The following is an 18,001-nucleotide window of genomic DNA, read 5'->3' as shown; positions in this document are numbered from 1 at the left end:
TATATCAAAAAATGTTTCCTGCCTTAAATGATGCTCTATTTAATATTTTCCCGCTTTTCTTCCCGTTATAAACCAATGGGGTTATCTTCCTTTTTTTGTAGGTAAAAAGTAATTGACATGGACAGTGCCATTCCATACACTTAATTTTGGAGTTAATCACACTAAAACACAGAAATTATATAAATAAAAGGGGAGAGAACAGTTATGCAGCCGCATTTACAAACAAGTTCATCACCTGTGTTGGAGCCTAACCGCGGATTTAAGGTCTGGTGGCAGCTTACACGTCCACATACATTAACCGCCGCTTTTGTGCCCGTTCTTCTTGGTACTGCACTTGCCCTTAAACATGGAGACATTCACTATGGCGTGTTTTTGGCCATGTTAATTGCCAGCCTGCTGATCCAAGCAGCAACCAATATGTTTAATGAATATTATGATTTCAAAAAGGCCTTGATAATGAGCACTCTGTCGGTATCGGAGGCGCCATTGTGCGTGATGGAATTAAACCAAAAACGGTGCTCAGGCTTGCCTTTTCTTTTTATGGCATTGCCCTTCTGCTAGGCGTCTATATTTGCCAAAACAGCAGCTGGTGGCTAGCTCTGATTGGGCTCATCTGCATGGCAGCAGGATATTTTTATACTGGTGGCCTCTGCCGATTGCGTATACACCGTTCGGGGAAATTGTTGCCGGATTTTTCATGGGATTGTTGATTATCCTGATTTCATTCTATATTCAAACAGGTTTTGTTGATCAAACCAGTATCCTTGTTTCGATTCCGATAATGATCCTGGTTGGTGAAATCCTTTTAGCCAACAATATCCGAGATCTTGACGGAGATAAAGAAAATGGCCGTAAGACACTTGCCATCCTATTAGGAAGAAAAGGAGCCATTTACCTCCTGGCTGGATTATTCACTCTTTCCTATCTTTGGGTATTGATATTGATTATGAATGGAACGGCATCTGTATGGGCTGCCCTCGTCATTTTAAGCGCACCTAAAGCAATTAAAGCGACAAAAGGCTTTATCGGAAAATCCATACCTATTCAAATGATGCCTGCAATGAAGGCTACGGCTCAAACCAATACGATATTTGGATTTTTATTAACAGTCGGTTTATTTATCGGCCACTTCTTCTCATAATGCGAACGCGGCCCTGCCAATTAAGGCAGGGGATTTTTGTTTGCCCAAAAATTTATGCCATGTTTTTTTAAAATGGTGAATGGGTATTAACTGTAAGAAGATATTAGCGCAATTATATGATGAGGATGTGATTTTCCATGTTATCAACAAACGAGCTTGATACATTAAAAAAGGTGCTGGAAGAAGATAAAAAAAATATTGAAGAACAATTAGATTTAGATAGCAAATACACAAATAAAAATGCCAGCCTCAGAGAAACGTCAGGTGAACTATCGGCATATGATAACCACCCAGCTGACCTTGGAACCGAATTGTTCGAGCGTGAAAGGGAATCCGCGCTTGAAGACCATCAGGACAGCGAGCTTGATAAAATAAACGATGCCCTGGATGCTTTTAAGGACGGCAGTTATGGAATCTGCAAGGAATGCGGAAAAGATATCCCATTCGAACGTTTGGATGCCTTTCCATCAACCTTGTATTGCATAGAACATACTCCTGATCAAACGGTCTCAGATCACCGTCCTGTTGAAGAAGACATCCTTGAGCCTTCCAATGCCAATACTTTCCGCCATGGTGAAAGACAGGGAGTCATTGATACCGAGGACAGCTTCGAGGAGGTTGCAAGATTCGGCACTTCTGAAACACCATCCGACTTGTCCGGAGATTACGAAAGGTATAATGAATTGTATGACAAGGGCAAAAACGAGGAAACCTTCACAGAGGATTATGAAGCATACGCTGCCACAGACATTACCGGCAAAGAACGCACTGCTCTTCCTTCCGATAAACGAGATGAATATGAGAATATGCTCGATCGTAAAGGGCTTGAATCCAAAATCGGGGACATTCCATATAAAAAATCAGATGGGTATGTAGAAGATAAGGAATAAACATCTCCAAAATATTGAAAAACCAAAAGAGACTGATGCTCAGTCTCTTTTGGTTTTATTTATTTTCTTTAATAAATCACCGCTTTAATACGTTATGATATTATTTTAAATTACCTCATTAAACAGTTCTGTTGATTTGCACTCCAGGCGCATCGCTTTCCGCGGGCGTGTCGGGGAGCTTCCTCGGAGCTTCGCTCCTGCGGGATCTCCCCTGACCCGTACTCCCGCAGGAGTCTTCGCGCCTTCCGCTCCAATCAACAGAGTTTTTTTCACTAAAGACCGTCTGTTCAACGAATAAATAATTAAAAATAAGTGGACCAAATTGAATATGAATTTGTTTCAATTGATGAATTAGTACCTCCTGACCATCTGCTTCGTGTGATTGATAAATTTATCGATTTTTCGTTTCTTCTTGAAAAGGTCCGTCCATATTACAGCGAAGTTCATGGGCGCCCTCCGGATCCACTTATTCTTTTAAAATGATGTTTATTGGTTATATTTATGGCATCCGCTCTGAACGTCAGCTAGAAAGGGAAGTGAGAACAAACCTCGCATACCGCTGGTTTTTAGGTCTGAAATTCAAATACCCAGTACCTCATCACTCGACGATTAGATGGAATCGTCAATACCATTTTAAAAATACAACTATTTTTCTGGAGATTTTTGATGAAATTGTTCTTCTAGCAATGAATCATAAAATGGTTAGTGGTCGTGTATTATTTACAGATTCTACACACTTAAAAGCAAATGCAAATAAAAAAAAATATACAAATATGAAGTGGAAGTGGATACTAAGGAATATTTTGAGGACCTTAACAAGGCAATCGAAGAAGATCGATTTAAACATAAAAAAAATCCATTAATAGAAAAGGAAGTAAAAGGAACTAAGTAAATTCGAGTAAGTACAACCGACTCAGATTGTGGTTTTATGTCACGTGAACATAAACAGGAAATGTTCTGTTATCTGGACAACCGAACTACAGACATGAAGTTTAATATCATTACTGACGTTTACGTTACACGGGGATTAAAGAATGCTTTCGAACAGGTTCTTCTAACTGCAGCTTGCCAAATTCTAAAAAAGATTGCAACACACTTGGCAAAGTTGGAAAATATGTGTTGCAATTCTTTAGGTAGAGTTACCTCCTGTTGATTGGAGCGGAGGGCATTCGACTCCTGCTGGATTAAGAGGTCACTGGAGACCCCGCAGGCGCCAAAGGGCCGAGGAGGCTTCAGGACCTCCCCGCGGAAAGCGAGTGACCGGAGCGGAAAGCGAGTGACCGGAGCGGAAATCAACAGGACCATTATCAAGGAAGATCACTAAATTAGATAGTAGATTCTGAGAAAATAAAAAATTGTCGAGAAAATACCCCTTTCTCGACAATCTGAGAGACTGATGCTCAGTCTCTTTTTACTTTCAACGGTTTGATTTTCCAGATTTCCTCAGCGTACTCGCGTATCGTCCTGTCACTTGAGAAGAAACCGGATTTTGCGATATTGATTAAGCTGGATTTCAGCCAGGCATTTTTATCAGCGTATTTGCTGCTGATTTTTTCATGGATGCTTGCATAGGAAGCAAAATCCCGCAAAACAAAGTATTGGTCATTGTGGGCGAGCAGAGAATCAAAGATTGGCACGAATTCTCCATCTGCTTCCCGAAAAAATCCGTTCACGAGCTGCTCAGTCACTTCCCGGATTCTTTTGTCATGATGGTAATATTCAACAGAATGATAGCCGCCGTTGCTCTGGTAATTCAGCACTTCCTCAGCTGATAACCCGAACAGAAAAATATTTTCATGTCCGACCATTTCCGTGATTTCCACGTTTGCCCCGTCTAATGTGCCAACTGTAAGTGCCCCATTCATCATGAACTTCATATTGCCGGTTCCTGACGCTTCCTTACTGGCCGTGGAAATTTGCTCACTGATATCAGAAGCAGGAAAAATTTCTTCAGCCAGGGAAACACGGTAATTTTCGAGAAAGACCACCTTCAATTTATCCCTTACAGCAGGGTCGTTGTTAACCTTTTCGGCAACCGTATTAATCAATTTGATGATTTTCTTTGCATAATAATATCCTGGCGAAGCTTTTGCCCCAAAATGAATGTCCTCGGAAAAAGCGGATAATCCGGTTCTTCCTTGAGTCGGTTATATAAATACATAATATGAAGAATATTTAACAGCTGCCTTTTATAGGCATGCAGCCTTTTAACCTGGACATCAAAAATGGAATGCGTATCAACTGCAAGGCCCATTTTATCGTAAATTCTTTTTGCCAGTCTTTCTTTATTATTTTGCTTAATTCGATGCAGCTCCTCCAAAGAGGAAGAGTCCTCAGTAAACTTCATCAAGTTTTTCAAATCCACGGGACTGGAAATCCACGAAGGGCCGATATGATCGGTTATGAAGCCGGAAAGATGTGGATTTGCCTTTAACAGCCATCTTCTATGGGTAATTCCATTTGTCTTATTGTTGAATTTTTCAGGATAAATCTCATAATAGTCTTTCATTTCCCGATATTTTAATATATCGGTATGAAGCTGGGCTACACCGTTCACGCTATGGCTTCCTACAATAGCAAGCGGCGCCATTTTTACCTCTTCATGTGAGAGAATCGCCATTTTCTCGATTCTTGACCAGTCTCCAGGATGCTTTTCCCACAGTGACTGGCAAAAGCGTTCATTGATTTCGTTAACAATCATATAGATTCTCGGAAGCAGTGGCTGAAAAATGCGCACTGGCCATTTTTCCAACGCTTCTGCCAGTGTCGTATGATTCGTATAGGAGATGGCATTGACGGTAATATGCCATGCCTGGTCCCATCCAAGCCCTTCATCATCCATCAAAATCCTCATCAGTTCCGGTATTGCCAGCACCGGATGGGTATCATTGATATGGATGCTCACATGTTCATGAAAGTCCAGCATGCGAAAATTCTTCTTTTTAAAGGATTTCATGACCGCTCTGAGACTGGATGAAACAAGAAAGTATTGCTGCTTCAGACGCAGGATTTTCCCCTCATCATGAGTGTCATCCGGGTATAAAAATTCCGATACTGACTCGGTTTCTTTTTTATATTTTAAAATATCGACATTAATAGGGAATCTTGATGGTTCTGCATTCCATAATCTTAGCGTATTAATGTTTCCACTCTGGAATCCTGCGACCGGAACATCATAGGGAACCGCCGAAATGGTTTCAGCGTTAAGATGCCTAAACACGAGGCGGCCGTTATCGTGGTAGCTTTCAACACGTCCCCAAAAAGGGATTTCTTCCGCCTCTTCAGCTTTTCTTACTTCCCATACATATCCGTGCTTTAGCCATTGCTCTGGAAACTCAATTTGATAACCATCTGCAATTTTTTGTTCGAAAAGTCCATGTTTATAGCGAATTCCGCATCCATGTGCAGCCAGGCCAAGCGAGGCTAAAGAATCAAGGAAGCACGCCGCCAGGCGACCAAGGCCACCGTTTCCAAGCCCCGCATCTGCTTCCTCTTCTTCAAGGGTAACCAGATCGATTCCCAGCCCGCCTAGTCCTTCTCTGACCACTTCCTCAATACCTAAATTGATCAGATTCTGACGCAGCAGCCTTCCGAGCAAAAACTCAATTGATAAATAATATACCTGTTTTTCTGCCTGTGTCCGGTAGAGCTCATTCGTTCGGATCCAATCAGGGCTTACATATTCCCTTACCATGCTGCCGAGCGTTTGATACTGGTCTCTTGCAGTGCTTTCTTCAAACCTTACTCCGCACATCATCTCAAGCCTTTTTAAAAAAGTCTTCTTGAACTCTTTCGGGTTAGAAAACATGCGAATCACTCCCAGAGATGAGTTCTTCATACAGCAGATTGTATTGTTTCGCAGATTGCTCCCAGCTGAAGTCCAGCTCCATGACTTGCTGCACAAGCTTCTCCCATCGTGGCTGATCCCTGTATATGCTGATTGCCCGTTCAATCGTATACAGCATGTCATGCGCGTTAAAATTTTTAAAAGAAAAGCCGCTTCCGCTACCCGATAAGTCATCATAGGATTTTACGGAATCATTTAATCCGCCCGTTTCCCTGACAATCGGCACTGCCCCATATCTCATTGCAATCATCTGGCTCAGCCCGCACGGTTCAAATTTAGATGGCATTAAAAACAAATCGGCTCCTGCATAAATCCGATGTGCCAGCACTTCATCAAAGCCAATCCAGACCTTGCATTGATTTGGGTACTGCTCTGCCATATGCCTTAAGAATCCCTCGAATTCAGCATCACCTGTACCCAGAACAACGAGCTGCATGCCGGTTGCCATCATTTCATGAAAAACACAGCGTATTAGCTCCATGCCTTTTTGTTTCGTCAAGCGGGAAATCATCGCAACAACTGGAATCTTTTCATCAACAGGCAGTTCAAATTTCTTCTGGATCTCCTGCTTATTCCTGCTTCGGTTTTCTAATTCTTTTGCACTGAAGATGGCCTCTATATCCTTATCTGTCTCAGGATTATATAATTCGCTGTCAATCCCGTTCAGGATGCCGGCAAAATCATCTCTTCTCATTCTTAATACACCATCAAGCCTTTCCCCCAAATACGGCGTTTGAATTTCATCCATATAGGTAGGGCTGACGGTTGTAATTTTATCAGATGATATAAGTGCCGCCTTCATAAAGCTCATATTCCCGTAAAACTCAAGCTGTTCCGAATTGAAGTAATGGTCATCCAAACCAAGCAGATCCCCAAGGATTACACGAGGAAATATCCCCTGAAACTGCAGATTATGAATCGTAAAAACGGTTTTTATGCCGGCATATTCCTTTCTCCAGGCATACTGTTCTTTTAGTAAAAATGGAATCATCCCTGCATGCCAATCATGGCAATGGATGACGTCAGGATAAAAGTCGAGGTGCCCGAGTGCTTCCAGAACCGCCCTCGTAAAGAATGCGAACCTCTCCCCGTCGTCGTATTCCCCGTAAAGCTGGCTTCGGGTGAAATAATACTCATTGTCGATAAAATAAAAGCGGATGCCATCCCATTCCATTTCATCTATTCCGCAATACTGTTTCCGCCAGCCCAGCTGGACAGTGAATTCTGCCCTTTTTGTCATTTGTTTTTTCCATTCTTCTGAGATGGTTTTGTATTTTGGCAAAATTACCCTGACATCGGTTCCGAGCTTCTTCAGCTCCTTGGGAAGCGATCCTGCAACATCAGCAAGGCCCCAGATTTAACAAATGGAACACATTCAGAAACAGCAAATAAAACCTTCACGAGTTGATCCACGCTCCCTGTACTGTGCCTTTTCGGAGGACATATGGTGATGAAGCAGGCGTAATCAAATTTGTTCCCTCTTCTACCTTTACATCCTTATCCAGAATAACTGAATCAAGCACACAATTTTCACCAATCTGCGTCTTTTGCATAATGATGCTGTTTTTTATGACAGCACCTTTACCTATCCTGACTCCCCGGGCGATAATGCTATTTTCGACAACGCCCTCAATCAGACAGCCATTAGCCACAATGCTGTTCTGCACTGTTGAACCCTTCAGGTACCGGGTAGGTGGCTCATCCTTAACTTTTGTGAAAATAGGCCTTTCCTTTAAATAAAGCTGCTTCCAGATTTCCTGCCTTAGCAGATCCATGCTTGCCGAATAATATTCCTTAATCGAGTCAATCATGACCGCATAACCTTTATAGTCGTAATAACATAATTTAAGCGGGCTGTTTATATCTGAAACAATATCCTTAATACTTAAATAGCCCGTTTCATTGCGAGTTTCAATTAGCTCGATTAATAGAGAAGTTTTAATTAAATAAATGCCCATTGATTTATTGGTGTGGCGTACTTCCGTCACGTCACAGCCAGCCTCGATATGCCAGTTCAGCAGCGGCTGAAAGTCCATATTAAAGACCGTGTAACAATTAGCAATCAGCGCATACTCCTGGGTGCTGCGCTTTAGATAATCAATATTGGCAGCAAAATGGTCCAGTGATCCAATTCCAAAATTGGGTTTATCCAAAATGGGAGAAGGGAAAAAGAAAAGCCCATCTCGTTTCCTGTTAAGATCCCAGTCCCTTCCTGAGCCCAGATGATCCATTAAAGAACGGTACTGAAACTTAGGGAAGATGCCGACACTTTCTACGCCTGAATTCACCATATTTGAAAGTACAAAATCAATCAGGCGGTACCGCCCGCCAAATGGAATTGCTGCGACAGACCTGTGCACCGCAAGCTCCTGAAGATCCTCATGAAAGGTTGTTGCATCAATAATCCCCATCAAATGCTTATTCATTCCAATATCCCTCCGCAGTCGGTTTCATTTCAAGGTTGAAACATTTCTTCTGAAACAAGAATTATTTCTTCATCATCATTTTCCGGACGGATGATCATCCCATCCGGAATGTGGACTTCCGGTGAAACAATAGCCCGTTCAATTACACAATTCTTACCTATAACTGCGTCTGGCATAATGACGGAGTGTTTGACTATGCTTCCCCTTTCTACCGATACTCCCTGAAAGAGCACTGACTTTTCAATTTCACCTTCAATTGTACAGCCCTCATTTACAAGGGATTCAGCCACCCTTGCTTCCGGCGAAATATATTGCGGAGGATGATTTGGATTTACGGAATATATTCTCCATGTATGATCAAACAGGTTTAACTCACAGTCGTCATCCAGTAGATCCATATTTGCTTCCCAAAGGCTTTTAACCGTACCGACATCCTTCCAATACCCATTAAATGGATACGCTAACACATTTTTTCCGTTCTCCAGCAATAATGGAATGATATCTTTGCCAAAGTCATGGCTGGATTCAAGACACTGCTCATCAAGCTCCAGATACTCCTTTAACAACTTCCAATTAAAAATATAAATCCCCATCGAAGCGAGATTGTTTTTTGGATTTGACGGCTTTTCATCAAACTCTGTTATTTTCATATTTTCATCGGTATTCATAATTCCAAAGCGGCTTGCTTCCTCCCAAGGAACTTCAATAACTGATATAGAAACATCTGCCTTTTTCTGGATATGATAATCCAACATCATCTCGTAATTCATTTTATAAATATGGTCTCCGGATAAAATCAGCACATATTCCGGGTCATATTGGCTTATATATTTTACGTTCTGATAAATGGCACTTGCCGTTCCCGAGTACCATTTCATTTCAGATGACTCCGTATATGGAGGAAGCACAGTTACTCCGCCATCCTTCCGGTCAAGATCCCACGCATTGCCGATGCCGATATATGAATTCAGCTCAAGCGGCTGATATTGTGTCAGAACACCCACAGTATGGATTCCTGAATTTGTGCAATTGCTTAGCGTAAAATCAATAATCCGGTATTTTCCGCCAAAAGGAACTGCTGGTTTTGCCAAATTGGTCGTCAGTGAGTTAAGCCTGCTTCCTTTTCCCCCTGCCAGGAGCATCGCTACGCATCGTTTCTTTTTCATTGTTTTCTCTCCCCTTTCTTTGCTTAACAGGCCGTAAGACTGAAATGCCAAACGGAGGTATATTCATAGACAGCGAAAACGGCTTGCCATGGTAGGCAATGTTTTCTGCTTTTATAACCTTCTTATTAATTACTCCAGAGCCGCCAAACTCATGGGCATCACTATTAATGACCTCCCGGTAATTTCCGGCTTGTGGCACCCCTACCTGGTAATCCGAATAGCTTATTTCAGTAAAGTTACAAATCACCGTCAGAATATCCTCAGGGTCTTTGCCTCTTCGAACAAATGAAAATATGGATTGTTGATGGTTGTTTACATCGATCCATTCAAATCCTTCCTGTCGACCGTCCAATTCAAACAAAGGCTTAGACCGCTTATAAAACTTGTTCAATTCGATTACAAAATGATTTAACTTTTCATGCATCTCGTACTCAAAAAGATTCCAATCCAGCTGCTCCTTGTCTTTCCACTCAGCAAACTGTCCCATCTCGGCTCCCATAAAGTTTAATTTTTTGCCTGGATGTGCGTACATAAACCCCAGCAGAAGCCGCAGTTGCGCAAATTTATCACCGTAATCACCTGGCATTTTATTGAGCAATGATTTCTTGCCATGAACCACTTCATCATGGGAAAACGGAAGTATGAAGTTTTCAGAAAAAGCATAAACAAGGGAGAATGTCACTAGGTTATGGAGTGCTGAACGGTGAGAAGGCACTGCTTCCATATACTTCAGCATGTCGTTCATCCAGCCCATATTCCATTTATAAGTGAATCCGAGTCCCCCATCATCTACATGTGCTGTTACATTGGCCAATCGGTTGAATCCTCGGCAATCATGACGGCAGACGGTTCATTATCAGCAATGGCTTTATTTAATTTCTTTAAAAAATCAATTCCAAATGAATTCTGCTGATTGACTGCATTTGGCCAAAAGATGATGTTCGCCACAGCATCTACCCTAAATCCGTCGATATGATAATACTCGAGCCAAAATAAGGCACTCGATATGAGGAAGCTTTGTACCTCCGGCTTTCCAAGATCAAAGTTGGCAGTGCCCCATACTCGATTCTCCCGGTCATGTTCATGCTTATACTCATAAGCAAAACTGCCATCAAACCGGAATAAACCATGTGCATCCTTGCAAAAATGCCCAGGCGTCCAATCGAGTATTACACCAATTCCTTGGCGGTGGCATTCATCAACAAAATACATAAAGTCTTGAGGTGTACCGTACCTGCTGGTCACCGAAAAATAACCCGTCGCCTGGTACCCCCACGAGTCGTCGAGCGGATGCTCAGTTAAAGGAAGCAGTTCAACATGTGTATAACCATGCTCTTTCACATATGGAATCAATTCTACTGCTAACTCCCGGTATGAAAGAAAGCTTCCATCCTCATTTTTTTTCCACGAGCCTAAATGAACTTCATAAATCGTAAGCGGTTCTGTAATGGAAGCATTTTTTTGCCTTTTTTTCTGCCATTGATGGTCATTCCATCTATAGCCTGTTAAAGGATATACAATCAAGGCCGTTCGGGGGCGGAGTTCCGAATAAAAAGCATAAGGGTCAGACTTTAAAAAGGTTTCCCCTAATGCCGTTGTTACTTCGTATTTATAAAGAGAATGAGATAAATCACCATCTACAGAAATGATCCACACTCCCTCTTTATTTATTTTTTCGAGGGAATAGCCGCTTCCATCCCATAGGTTAAAATCCCCTGCCAGTCTTACTTTCTCTGCTGCCGGTGCCCAGACACAAAATTGAGTATATGTTTCACCTTCAGCATTTATGACATGGGCGCCAAATAAATGATGGCTTTTGTAAAGACTGCCTTCATGAAATAAATGCAACTGAAAATCTGTTGGATAACAATCCATCACCTATACGCCTCCATTTAAGGTTTATCTGAATAGTATTCTAGTTGCCATCTCGATTTCCTCTGTAACATTTTCTTAATTTTTCGACAAAAGATTTCATTATTCGAGTTGTTTACGCTTACATCATTAATCTGTCGACATGTTTGGCATAAAGATATTTATTGTAAGACAAAATAAAACAAAATAAGTACTGAAAGGTGTGAAATAAATGGCTGAAAAAGAAGAGGAATATTTATTGAATGAGGAAAGAAAAGCTCTGTTTGGCCCTCCCGATGGAAAGATTCTAGCGCTCGACCCATTTCGTGGCCCTTATACGGGCATCACTTCTGCCTTTGATCTGGAGAATACAGGGAAAAATTTAAAGGAAAAAGAGGAAAATTTCTAAGCTTTTTTCGAGTTTCAGCTTTTGCTGGACTCTTTTTATTTTTGTAAAAAAAATCAGAAAACCCCCAATTTACCTAAAATTTAAATTTTCTTAATAGTTCCTTTGCAATTATCGTGATTGGTCTTATTAATGTACATTTATTATGGACAAGTAAGCTACCAACCACGAAGGGCAGGAAATCATTTGTTAAAGTTAAATTGGGTTAGAAAAATCACCGCATTTTCACTCGCCGCCTCCTTATCTCTGGGCTTGGCACCCATACAGCCGTCTATCCACGCATCGACCTATGATACAGAATCGGTCATGTTCGGCACCTCGGCACCAATGTCATCGATGCCTTTATTGCGGAAATTGATAAGGCGACAACATCCATTGATGGTGCATTTTATGAAATTCGCTACCAGCCATTTGTTGATGCCCTCATCCGCGCTAAAAACCGCGGCGTATCCATTCGTATCCAAACAGACACCGATTACATAACCAATAGTTTTACCCAGCAGCTCATAGACGCTGGAATAAGCGTCAAAGGAGATAACCGCTCTGCCATCATGCATGATAAATACGCGATTATTGATGGCAAAAAAGTCTGGATGGGCTCAGCCAATACAACCGATACTGATAATGCAAACAACTATGATAATACAATTCTCTGGGAGTCCTCTAGTCTTGCATCCATTTATAAAACCGACTTTGAAGAAATGTATGTGAACGATGAGTTTACGAAAACGGCGTCACCTTCAACACCAGATACCCAAAAAGCAACCATCGCTACCTCAACTGGCAATATACCTGTAGAAGTATACTTTGCACCTGAAGATAGTCCAATTGACCAGCTTGTGAATATGATTAACAACGCAAAATATAATGTTTACTTTGACTACTTCTCCTTCACAGATGATAATGTCCGCACCGCCCTGATCAATGCAAAAAATAGAGGAGTAAACATTGAAGGCCTTTTTGACTACAGTCAATATGCTAGTAATGGCCCTTATGGGGAATTAGCCTACCTGGCCCAGGCAGGCATTCCTGTGAGCATTGCAGACGTTCCTTACGGCGGTAAAATGCATAACAAGGTAATGATTGCAGATAAGGGATATACTTCTGCTGCAGTTGCTACAGGGTCGTTTAATGCCAGTGCAAATGCAAATGACAGTAACAGCGAGAATTTGATGGTCATTCACGATAAAGCTACAGCAGATAAATTCTACAATGAATTTCTGCGTATACGCGGCTCCTATGGCCGGGGTACAGCAACCATCGACCATTCAACACAGGCAGCGGGAGCAACCCAATCAGTTAAAGTAACGTTGAGGGCTCCATCGACCTATCCAATCAGTAAGATTAAGGTCATGGCTCCTCCAAAATGGGCGGATCCCACATCAGCCAATGTCACTGCAGTTAAAAGCGATGGAACGGATGTCTCTAGTAAACTATCATTCTCTGGAAATAATGTGTACTTAGATACAGCCAATCTATCGGGAAATCAAAGCGTTACCTTTTCATTTAACAACTGGACGGCGCCATCCATTGCCGGAGCCTACACCTGGTACACAGAAACAGTTACCAGTTCTTCAACAGACCAAAACACCTTTCTTCCTGTAAACTATCAGGCAGCTACATTGAGTGTCCAGTAACAGAACAAATTTATAAATAGCGAAATGATGATTTTTTAAAAAAAGAGGCTGGCCCAGCTGGTCCTGGTTTAGGACCAAATTGGGGCAGCCTCAGTAGATTTTATCGAGATATGAACGACTTTGCTATGGACCAGTTGGTTTTTAAGAAAGTTAATGAACAATCTATTGGAACTTCTATTTTCACAGAACAAAAGGCGCAAGCGCCCTGGTTAGCCCCGACAGGCATAAGACGAATCACGCAGGAAATCCTGATTTCTGGAGTGATTTGGCTTATGACCCCGAGCTACTCCAAGCATCACCTAAAGGTCATGCTTGGAGCAAGATATTCAAGGGAGCTATTCAAAGGTGAAAACTGGCTGGGGGCTCCTCGAAAAAGCTATTGCTTTTTCTTCGTGCGAAGCATATACTGCCGAAGCTTTCCTTGTGGAGCTAGATTAATACAACATGTAGAAGTTATCCACAACATTCTATTTTATAATTTCCTAGACGACAAAAAAACTGCTGACACATGTCAGCAGTTTTTTTCAGTATGACCCCTACGGGATTCGAACCCGTGTTACCGCCGTGAAAGGGCGGTGTCTTAACCGCTTGACCAAGGGCCAATATGGCGGAGAAGGAGGGATTTGAACCCTCGCGCCGGTTACCCGACCTACACCCTTAGCAGGGGCGCCTCTTCAGCCTCTTGAGTACTTCCCCATATGGCTCCGCAGGCAGGACTCGAACCTGCGACCGATCGGTTAACAGCCGATAGCTCTACCACTGAGCTACTGCGGAATAATTAAAGTATTTCCCTAAACCATTATTACTTACCGTGTCCACGCCTCAGAAGGTAATCTAAGGAGTGATTCGGCGTGTACAACTCGCAGCATATTCATGATGCATTGCTCGTCTCTACCACTGAGCTACTGCGGAATAAAAAAAATGGCCTAAATGGACTCGAACCATCGACCTCACGCTTATCAGGCGTGCGCTCTAACCAGCTGAGCTATAGGCCCATGTTGGAGCGGGTGATGGGAATCGAACCCACTACATCAGCTTGGAAGGCTGAGGTTTTACCAGTAAACTACACCCGCATATTTATTAATTAAGAAGTAATATTTTAATTCACGTACTTACATGCCTCTTTCTCTACTAGCATACTCAAAGTTGCTATATGCGTCGAGGCAACTCGCAGCTGGCCAATGTAGTCTTGCTCGTGGCTGAGGTTTTACCAGTAAACTACACCCGCGAATATAAAAATGGGGCGACTGATGGGAATCGAACCCACGAATGCCTGAACCACAATCAGGTGCGTTAACCACTTCGCCACAATCGCCATAATTTTAGAGGAATAAATAGAAATAAAAATGGTGGCTCGGGACGGAATCGAACCGCCGACACAAGGATTTTCAGTCCTTTGCTCTACCGACTGAGCTACCGAGCCATTTATAGGTAATTCACTACAATTTATGTTGTTAGTCCTTTGCTCAAAAGATCTCTCGATCTTTCTCGCAGATTGCAACGGAAGTCTATCAATGAAGCAATCAATCTGCTCTACCGACTGAGCTACCGAGCCACTTAACATAAAAATGGCGGTCCCGACCGGGATCGAACCGGCGATCTCCTGCGTGACAGGCAGGCATGTTAACCGCTACACCACGGGACCAAATTGCGGGGGCAGGATTTGAACCTGCGACCTTCGGGTTATGAGCCCGACGAGCTACCGGGCTGCTCCACCCCGCGACAATAAAAAGTATTTTATTTGCCCATGCGCTATTATACATATGGGCTGTCCTCATCTTGCCGCCCCGATTTCGGAAAGCATATTCAAAATGTGGCTCAATCGTTGCGCTGTAGCTTAATCGAAGAAGCTTATTCGATCGTGCTCCACCCCGCGACAATAAAAAGTATTAAATTATGGAGGAGGAAGAGGGATTCGAACCCCCGCGCGGTATGACCCGCCTGTCGGTTTTCAAGACCGATCCCTTCAGCCAGACTTGGGTATTCCTCCAGATAATATAAAGTTGATGGTGGACCTTGTAGGACTCGAACCTACGACCGGACGGTTATGAGCCGTCTGCTCTAACCAGCTGAGCTAAAGGTCCTCAATATTTGGTAGCGGCGGAGGGAGTCGAACCCCCGACCTTTCGGGTATGAACCGAACGCTCTAGCCAGCTGAGCTACACCGCCAAATATCTGATTAAATTAATGGTGGAGCCTAGCGGGATCGAACCGCTGACCTCCTGCGTGCAAAGCAGGCGCTCTCCCAGCTGAGCTAAGCCCCACATGATGAAAATTAATGGTCGGGAAGACAGGATTCGAACCTGCGACCCCTTGGTCCCAAACCAAGTGCTCTACCAAGCTGAGCTACTTCCCGTAAATATGGCGCGCCCGAAAGGAGTCGAACCCATAACCTTCTGATCCGTAGTCAGACGCTCTATCCAATTGAGCTACGGGCGCATATAAATCTAAGTGGTGCCGAGGACCGGAATCGAACCGGTACGGTAGTCACCTACCGCAGGATTTTAAGTCCTGTGCGTCTGCCAGTTCCGCCACCCCGGCATTTCTGGAGCGGAAGACGGGATTCGAACCCGCGACCCCCACCTTGGCAAGGTGGTGTTCTACCACTGAACTACTTCCGCAAACAAATATAGTGCGGGTGAAGGGAGTCGAACCCCCACGCCTTGCGGCGCCAGATCCTAAGTCTGGTGCGTCTGCCAATTCCGCCACACCCGCATATTGATTTAAATGGTGAGCCATGAAGGACTCGAACCTTCGACCCTCTGATTAAAAGTCAGATGCTCTACCAACTGAGCTAATGGCTCGTCCAACTGGTGCCGGCAAGAGGACTTGAACCCCCAACCTACTGATTACAAGTCAGTTGCTCTACCAATTGAGCTACACCGGCATAGTATAAAAATATGGTGGAGGATGACGGGATCGAACCGCCGACCCTCTGCTTGTAAGGCAGATGCTCTCCCAGCTGAGCTAATCCTCCATGATAACAGCCTGGCAACGTCCTACTCTCACAGGGACAATGTCCCAACTACCATCGGCGCTGAGAAGCTTAACTTCCGTGTTCGGTATGGGAACGGGTGTGGCCTTCTCGCCATTGTTACCAGACTATTGATAAGACATATCTTATTATAATGTCTTTTTCATTTTTTTCAAGAGAAAAATGAATTTTTTTTCATTCCCTCAAAACTAGATAATGTAAGAAGAAGAAGTAAGTCGAGTTCGCTTTGTCATAAATGACTTGGTTAAGTCCTCGATCGATTAGTATCAGTCAGCTCCACACGTCGCCGCGCTTCCACCTCTGACCTATCAACCTGATCATCTTTCAGGGATCTTACTAGCTTGCGCTATGGGAAATCTCATCTTGAGGGGGGCTTCATGCTTAGATGCTTTCAGCACTTATCCCGTCCGCACATAGCTACCCAGCGATGCCTTTGGCAAGACAACTGGTACACCAGCGGTGCGTCCATCCCGGTCCTCTCGTACTAAGGACAGCTCCTCTCAAATTTCCTGCGCCCACGACGGATAGGGACCGAACTGTCTCACGACGTTCTGAACCCAGCTCGCGTACCGCTTTAATGGGCGAACAGCCCAACCCTTGGGACCGACTACAGCCCCAGGATGCGATGAGCCGACATCGAGGTGCCAAACCTCCCCGTCGATGTGGACTCTTGGGGGAGATAAGCCTGTTATCCCCGGGGTAGCTTTTATCCGTTGAGCGATGGCCCTTCCATGCGGAACCACCGGATCACTAAGCCCGACTTTCGTCCCTGCTCGACTTGTAGGTCTCGCAGTCAAGCTCCCTTGTGCCTTTACACTCTGCGAATGATTTCCAACCATTCTGAGGGAACCTTTGGGCGCCTCCGTTACTTTTTAGGAGGCGACCGCCCCAGTCAAACTGCCCACCTGACACTGTCTCCCACCCCGATAAGGGGTGCGGGTTAGAATTTCAATACAGCCAGGGTAGTATCCCACCGACGCCTCCACCGAAGCTGGCGCTCCGGTTTCTCAGGCTCCTACCTATCCTGTACAAGCTGTACCAAAATTCAATATCAGGCTGCAGTAAAGCTCCACGGGGTCTTTCCGTCCTGTCGCGGGTAACCTGCATCTTCACAGGTACTATAATTTCACCGAGTCTCTCGTTGAGACAGTGCCCAGATCGTTACGCCTTTCGTGCGGGTCGGAACTTACCCGACAAGGAATTTCGCTACCTTAGGACCGTTATAGTTACGGCTGCTGTTTACTGGGGCTTCGATTCAGAGCTTCGCTTGCGCTAACCCCTCCTCTTAACCTTCCAGCACCGGGCAGGCGTCAGCCCCTATACTTCGCCTTGCGGCTTCGCAGAGACCTGTGTTTTTGCTAAACAGTCGCCTGGGCCTATTCACTGCGGCTCTTCGAGGCTATGAACCCCAAAGAGCACCCCTTCTCCCGAAGTTACGGGGTCATTTTGCCGAGTTCCTTAACGAGAGTTCTCTCGCTCACCTTAGGATTCTCTCCTCGCCTACCTGTGTCGGTTTGCGGTACGGGCACCATTTATCTCGCTAGAGGCTTTTCTTGGCAGTGTGGAATCAGGAACTTCGGTACTAAATTTCCCTCGCCATCACAGCTCAGCCTTCACGCCAGTGGGATTTGCCTCACTGACA

6 protein-coding genes, 21 tRNA genes, 2 rRNA genes and 5 pseudogenes (1 of these 34 running past the window's edge) are annotated in these 18,001 nt (G+C 44.0%); 5 read left to right on the top strand and 29 right to left on the bottom strand.

Annotation, left to right across the window (positions count from 1 at the left end; translation table 11 throughout):
- Positions 1-204: 204 nt before the first annotated feature.
- A pseudogene (locus tag RCG23_RS17085) lies at positions 205-1,141 on the top strand (1,4-dihydroxy-2-naphthoate polyprenyltransferase).
- A gap of 137 nt (positions 1,142-1,278) precedes the next feature.
- On the top strand, positions 1,279-2,031 hold the full coding sequence (locus tag RCG23_RS17080) for a TraR/DksA C4-type zinc finger protein (RefSeq protein ID WP_308176676.1): 753 nt from the start codon (positions 1,279-1,281) through the stop codon (positions 2,029-2,031).
- A 105-nt stretch (positions 2,032-2,136) separates the two neighbouring features.
- Here the strand turns inward: RCG23_RS17080 and RCG23_RS17075 are convergent, their stop codons facing one another.
- A complete protein-coding gene (locus tag RCG23_RS17075; protein ID WP_308176675.1) occupies positions 2,137-2,304 on the bottom strand; it encodes a hypothetical protein in 168 nt (55 codons plus the stop codon).
- Between the two features lie 39 nt (positions 2,305-2,343).
- Here RCG23_RS17075 and RCG23_RS17070 point away from each other — a divergent pair.
- Positions 2,344-3,058, top strand: a pseudogene (locus tag RCG23_RS17070) (transposase); the annotation flags it as partial.
- 373 nt (positions 3,059-3,431) lie between these two features.
- On the opposite strand, the pseudogene RCG23_RS17065 reads toward RCG23_RS17070, so the two are convergent.
- From RCG23_RS17065 to glgB, 5 genes and pseudogenes are all read right to left on the bottom strand, one after another.
- Positions 3,432-5,839, bottom strand: a pseudogene (locus RCG23_RS17065) (glycogen/starch/alpha-glucan phosphorylase).
- Positions 5,829-7,279: pseudogene (gene glgA, locus RCG23_RS17060) on the bottom strand (glycogen synthase GlgA). The pseudogenes RCG23_RS17065 and glgA overlap by 11 nt, the downstream one beginning before the upstream one ends.
- Positions 7,276-8,304: a GlgC family sugar phosphate nucleotidyltransferase gene (locus RCG23_RS17055; RefSeq protein ID WP_308176674.1), complete on the bottom strand. Its 1,029-nt coding sequence runs from the start codon at positions 8,302-8,304 to the stop codon at positions 7,276-7,278. The pseudogene glgA and the gene RCG23_RS17055 overlap by 4 nt, the downstream one beginning before the upstream one ends.
- A gap of 29 nt (positions 8,305-8,333) precedes the next feature.
- Positions 8,334-9,470, bottom strand: coding sequence for a glucose-1-phosphate adenylyltransferase (locus RCG23_RS17050; RefSeq protein ID WP_308176673.1), 1,137 nt, complete (start codon positions 9,468-9,470; stop codon positions 8,334-8,336).
- Positions 9,412-11,345: pseudogene (glgB, locus tag RCG23_RS17045) on the bottom strand (1,4-alpha-glucan branching protein GlgB). Before glgB ends, RCG23_RS17050 begins: the two are co-directional and overlap by 59 nt.
- Positions 11,346-11,553: 208 nt before the next feature.
- Between glgB and RCG23_RS17040 the strand changes: the two are divergent.
- Positions 11,554-11,730, top strand: coding sequence for a hypothetical protein (locus RCG23_RS17040; protein ID WP_308176672.1), 177 nt, complete (start codon positions 11,554-11,556; stop codon positions 11,728-11,730).
- A gap of 296 nt (positions 11,731-12,026) precedes the next feature.
- Entirely contained in the window at positions 12,027-13,364 is a 1,338-nt protein-coding gene (locus RCG23_RS17035) for a phospholipase D-like domain-containing protein (RefSeq protein WP_308180091.1), read from the top strand.
- 530 nt (positions 13,365-13,894) lie between these two features.
- Here RCG23_RS17035 and RCG23_RS17030 read toward each other — a convergent pair.
- The 23 genes from RCG23_RS17030 to RCG23_RS16920 all read right to left on the bottom strand — a co-directional run.
- Positions 13,895-13,965 (bottom strand) — tRNA-Glu (locus RCG23_RS17030).
- A 4-nt stretch (positions 13,966-13,969) separates the two neighbouring features.
- Positions 13,970-14,060: transfer RNA gene (locus RCG23_RS17025), tRNA-Ser, on the bottom strand.
- 3 nt (positions 14,061-14,063) lie between these two features.
- Positions 14,064-14,138: transfer RNA gene (locus RCG23_RS17020), tRNA-Asn, on the bottom strand.
- A 148-nt stretch (positions 14,139-14,286) separates the two neighbouring features.
- Positions 14,287-14,359 (bottom strand) — tRNA-Ile (locus RCG23_RS17015).
- Positions 14,360-14,363: 4 nt separating this feature from the next.
- A tRNA-Gly gene (locus RCG23_RS17010) sits at positions 14,364-14,437 on the bottom strand.
- A gap of 166 nt (positions 14,438-14,603) precedes the next feature.
- A tRNA-His gene (locus RCG23_RS17005) sits at positions 14,604-14,679 on the bottom strand.
- A gap of 32 nt (positions 14,680-14,711) precedes the next feature.
- Positions 14,712-14,787: transfer RNA gene (locus tag RCG23_RS17000), tRNA-Phe, on the bottom strand.
- Positions 14,788-14,933: 146 nt separating this feature from the next.
- A tRNA-Asp gene (locus tag RCG23_RS16995) sits at positions 14,934-15,009 on the bottom strand.
- 3 nt (positions 15,010-15,012) lie between these two features.
- Positions 15,013-15,086: transfer RNA gene (locus tag RCG23_RS16990), tRNA-Met, on the bottom strand.
- 175 nt (positions 15,087-15,261) lie between these two features.
- Positions 15,262-15,354 (bottom strand) — tRNA-Ser (locus RCG23_RS16985).
- Positions 15,355-15,371: 17 nt separating this feature from the next.
- A tRNA-Ile gene (locus tag RCG23_RS16980) sits at positions 15,372-15,448 on the bottom strand.
- 8 nt (positions 15,449-15,456) lie between these two features.
- Positions 15,457-15,533: transfer RNA gene (locus tag RCG23_RS16975), tRNA-Met, on the bottom strand.
- Positions 15,534-15,552: 19 nt separating this feature from the next.
- Positions 15,553-15,627 (bottom strand) — tRNA-Ala (locus tag RCG23_RS16970).
- A gap of 16 nt (positions 15,628-15,643) precedes the next feature.
- Positions 15,644-15,720, bottom strand: a tRNA-Pro gene (locus RCG23_RS16965).
- 6 nt (positions 15,721-15,726) lie between these two features.
- Positions 15,727-15,803: transfer RNA gene (locus RCG23_RS16960), tRNA-Arg, on the bottom strand.
- A gap of 13 nt (positions 15,804-15,816) precedes the next feature.
- A tRNA-Leu gene (locus RCG23_RS16955) sits at positions 15,817-15,905 on the bottom strand.
- Positions 15,906-15,910: 5 nt separating this feature from the next.
- Positions 15,911-15,985 (bottom strand) — tRNA-Gly (locus RCG23_RS16950).
- A 12-nt stretch (positions 15,986-15,997) separates the two neighbouring features.
- Positions 15,998-16,079 (bottom strand) — tRNA-Leu (locus RCG23_RS16945).
- A gap of 13 nt (positions 16,080-16,092) precedes the next feature.
- Positions 16,093-16,168 (bottom strand) — tRNA-Lys (locus RCG23_RS16940).
- Between the two features lie 7 nt (positions 16,169-16,175).
- A tRNA-Thr gene (locus RCG23_RS16935) sits at positions 16,176-16,251 on the bottom strand.
- Positions 16,252-16,265: 14 nt separating this feature from the next.
- Positions 16,266-16,341 (bottom strand) — tRNA-Val (locus tag RCG23_RS16930).
- A gap of 9 nt (positions 16,342-16,350) precedes the next feature.
- Positions 16,351-16,466: ribosomal RNA gene (gene rrf, locus RCG23_RS16925) — 5S ribosomal RNA — on the bottom strand.
- A gap of 133 nt (positions 16,467-16,599) precedes the next feature.
- Positions 16,600-18,001: ribosomal RNA gene (locus tag RCG23_RS16920) — 23S ribosomal RNA — on the bottom strand (it continues 1,532 nt past the right edge of the window).

Source organism: Neobacillus sp. PS3-34 (assembly GCF_030915465.1).
Taxonomy (GTDB): domain Bacteria; phylum Bacillota; class Bacilli; order Bacillales; family Cytobacillaceae; genus Neobacillus_A.
Note: the sequence above shows the minus strand (reverse complement) of the source record. Positions and strands in the feature narration are given on the sequence as shown.

Excerpts from the sequence above, each read along its gene's own strand:
- RCG23_RS17080 (WP_308176676.1), top strand. The coding sequence starts at position 1,279 with ATGTTATCAACAAACGAGCTTGATACATTAAAAAAGGTGCTGGAAGAA.
- RCG23_RS17055 (WP_308176674.1), bottom strand. The coding sequence starts at position 8,304 with ATGAATAAGCATTTGATGGGGATTATTGATGCAACAACCTTTCATGAG.
- RCG23_RS17050 (WP_308176673.1), bottom strand. The coding sequence starts at position 9,470 with ATGAAAAAGAAACGATGCGTAGCGATGCTCCTGGCAGGGGGAAAAGGA.
- RCG23_RS17040 (WP_308176672.1), top strand. The coding sequence starts at position 11,554 with ATGGCTGAAAAAGAAGAGGAATATTTATTGAATGAGGAAAGAAAAGCT.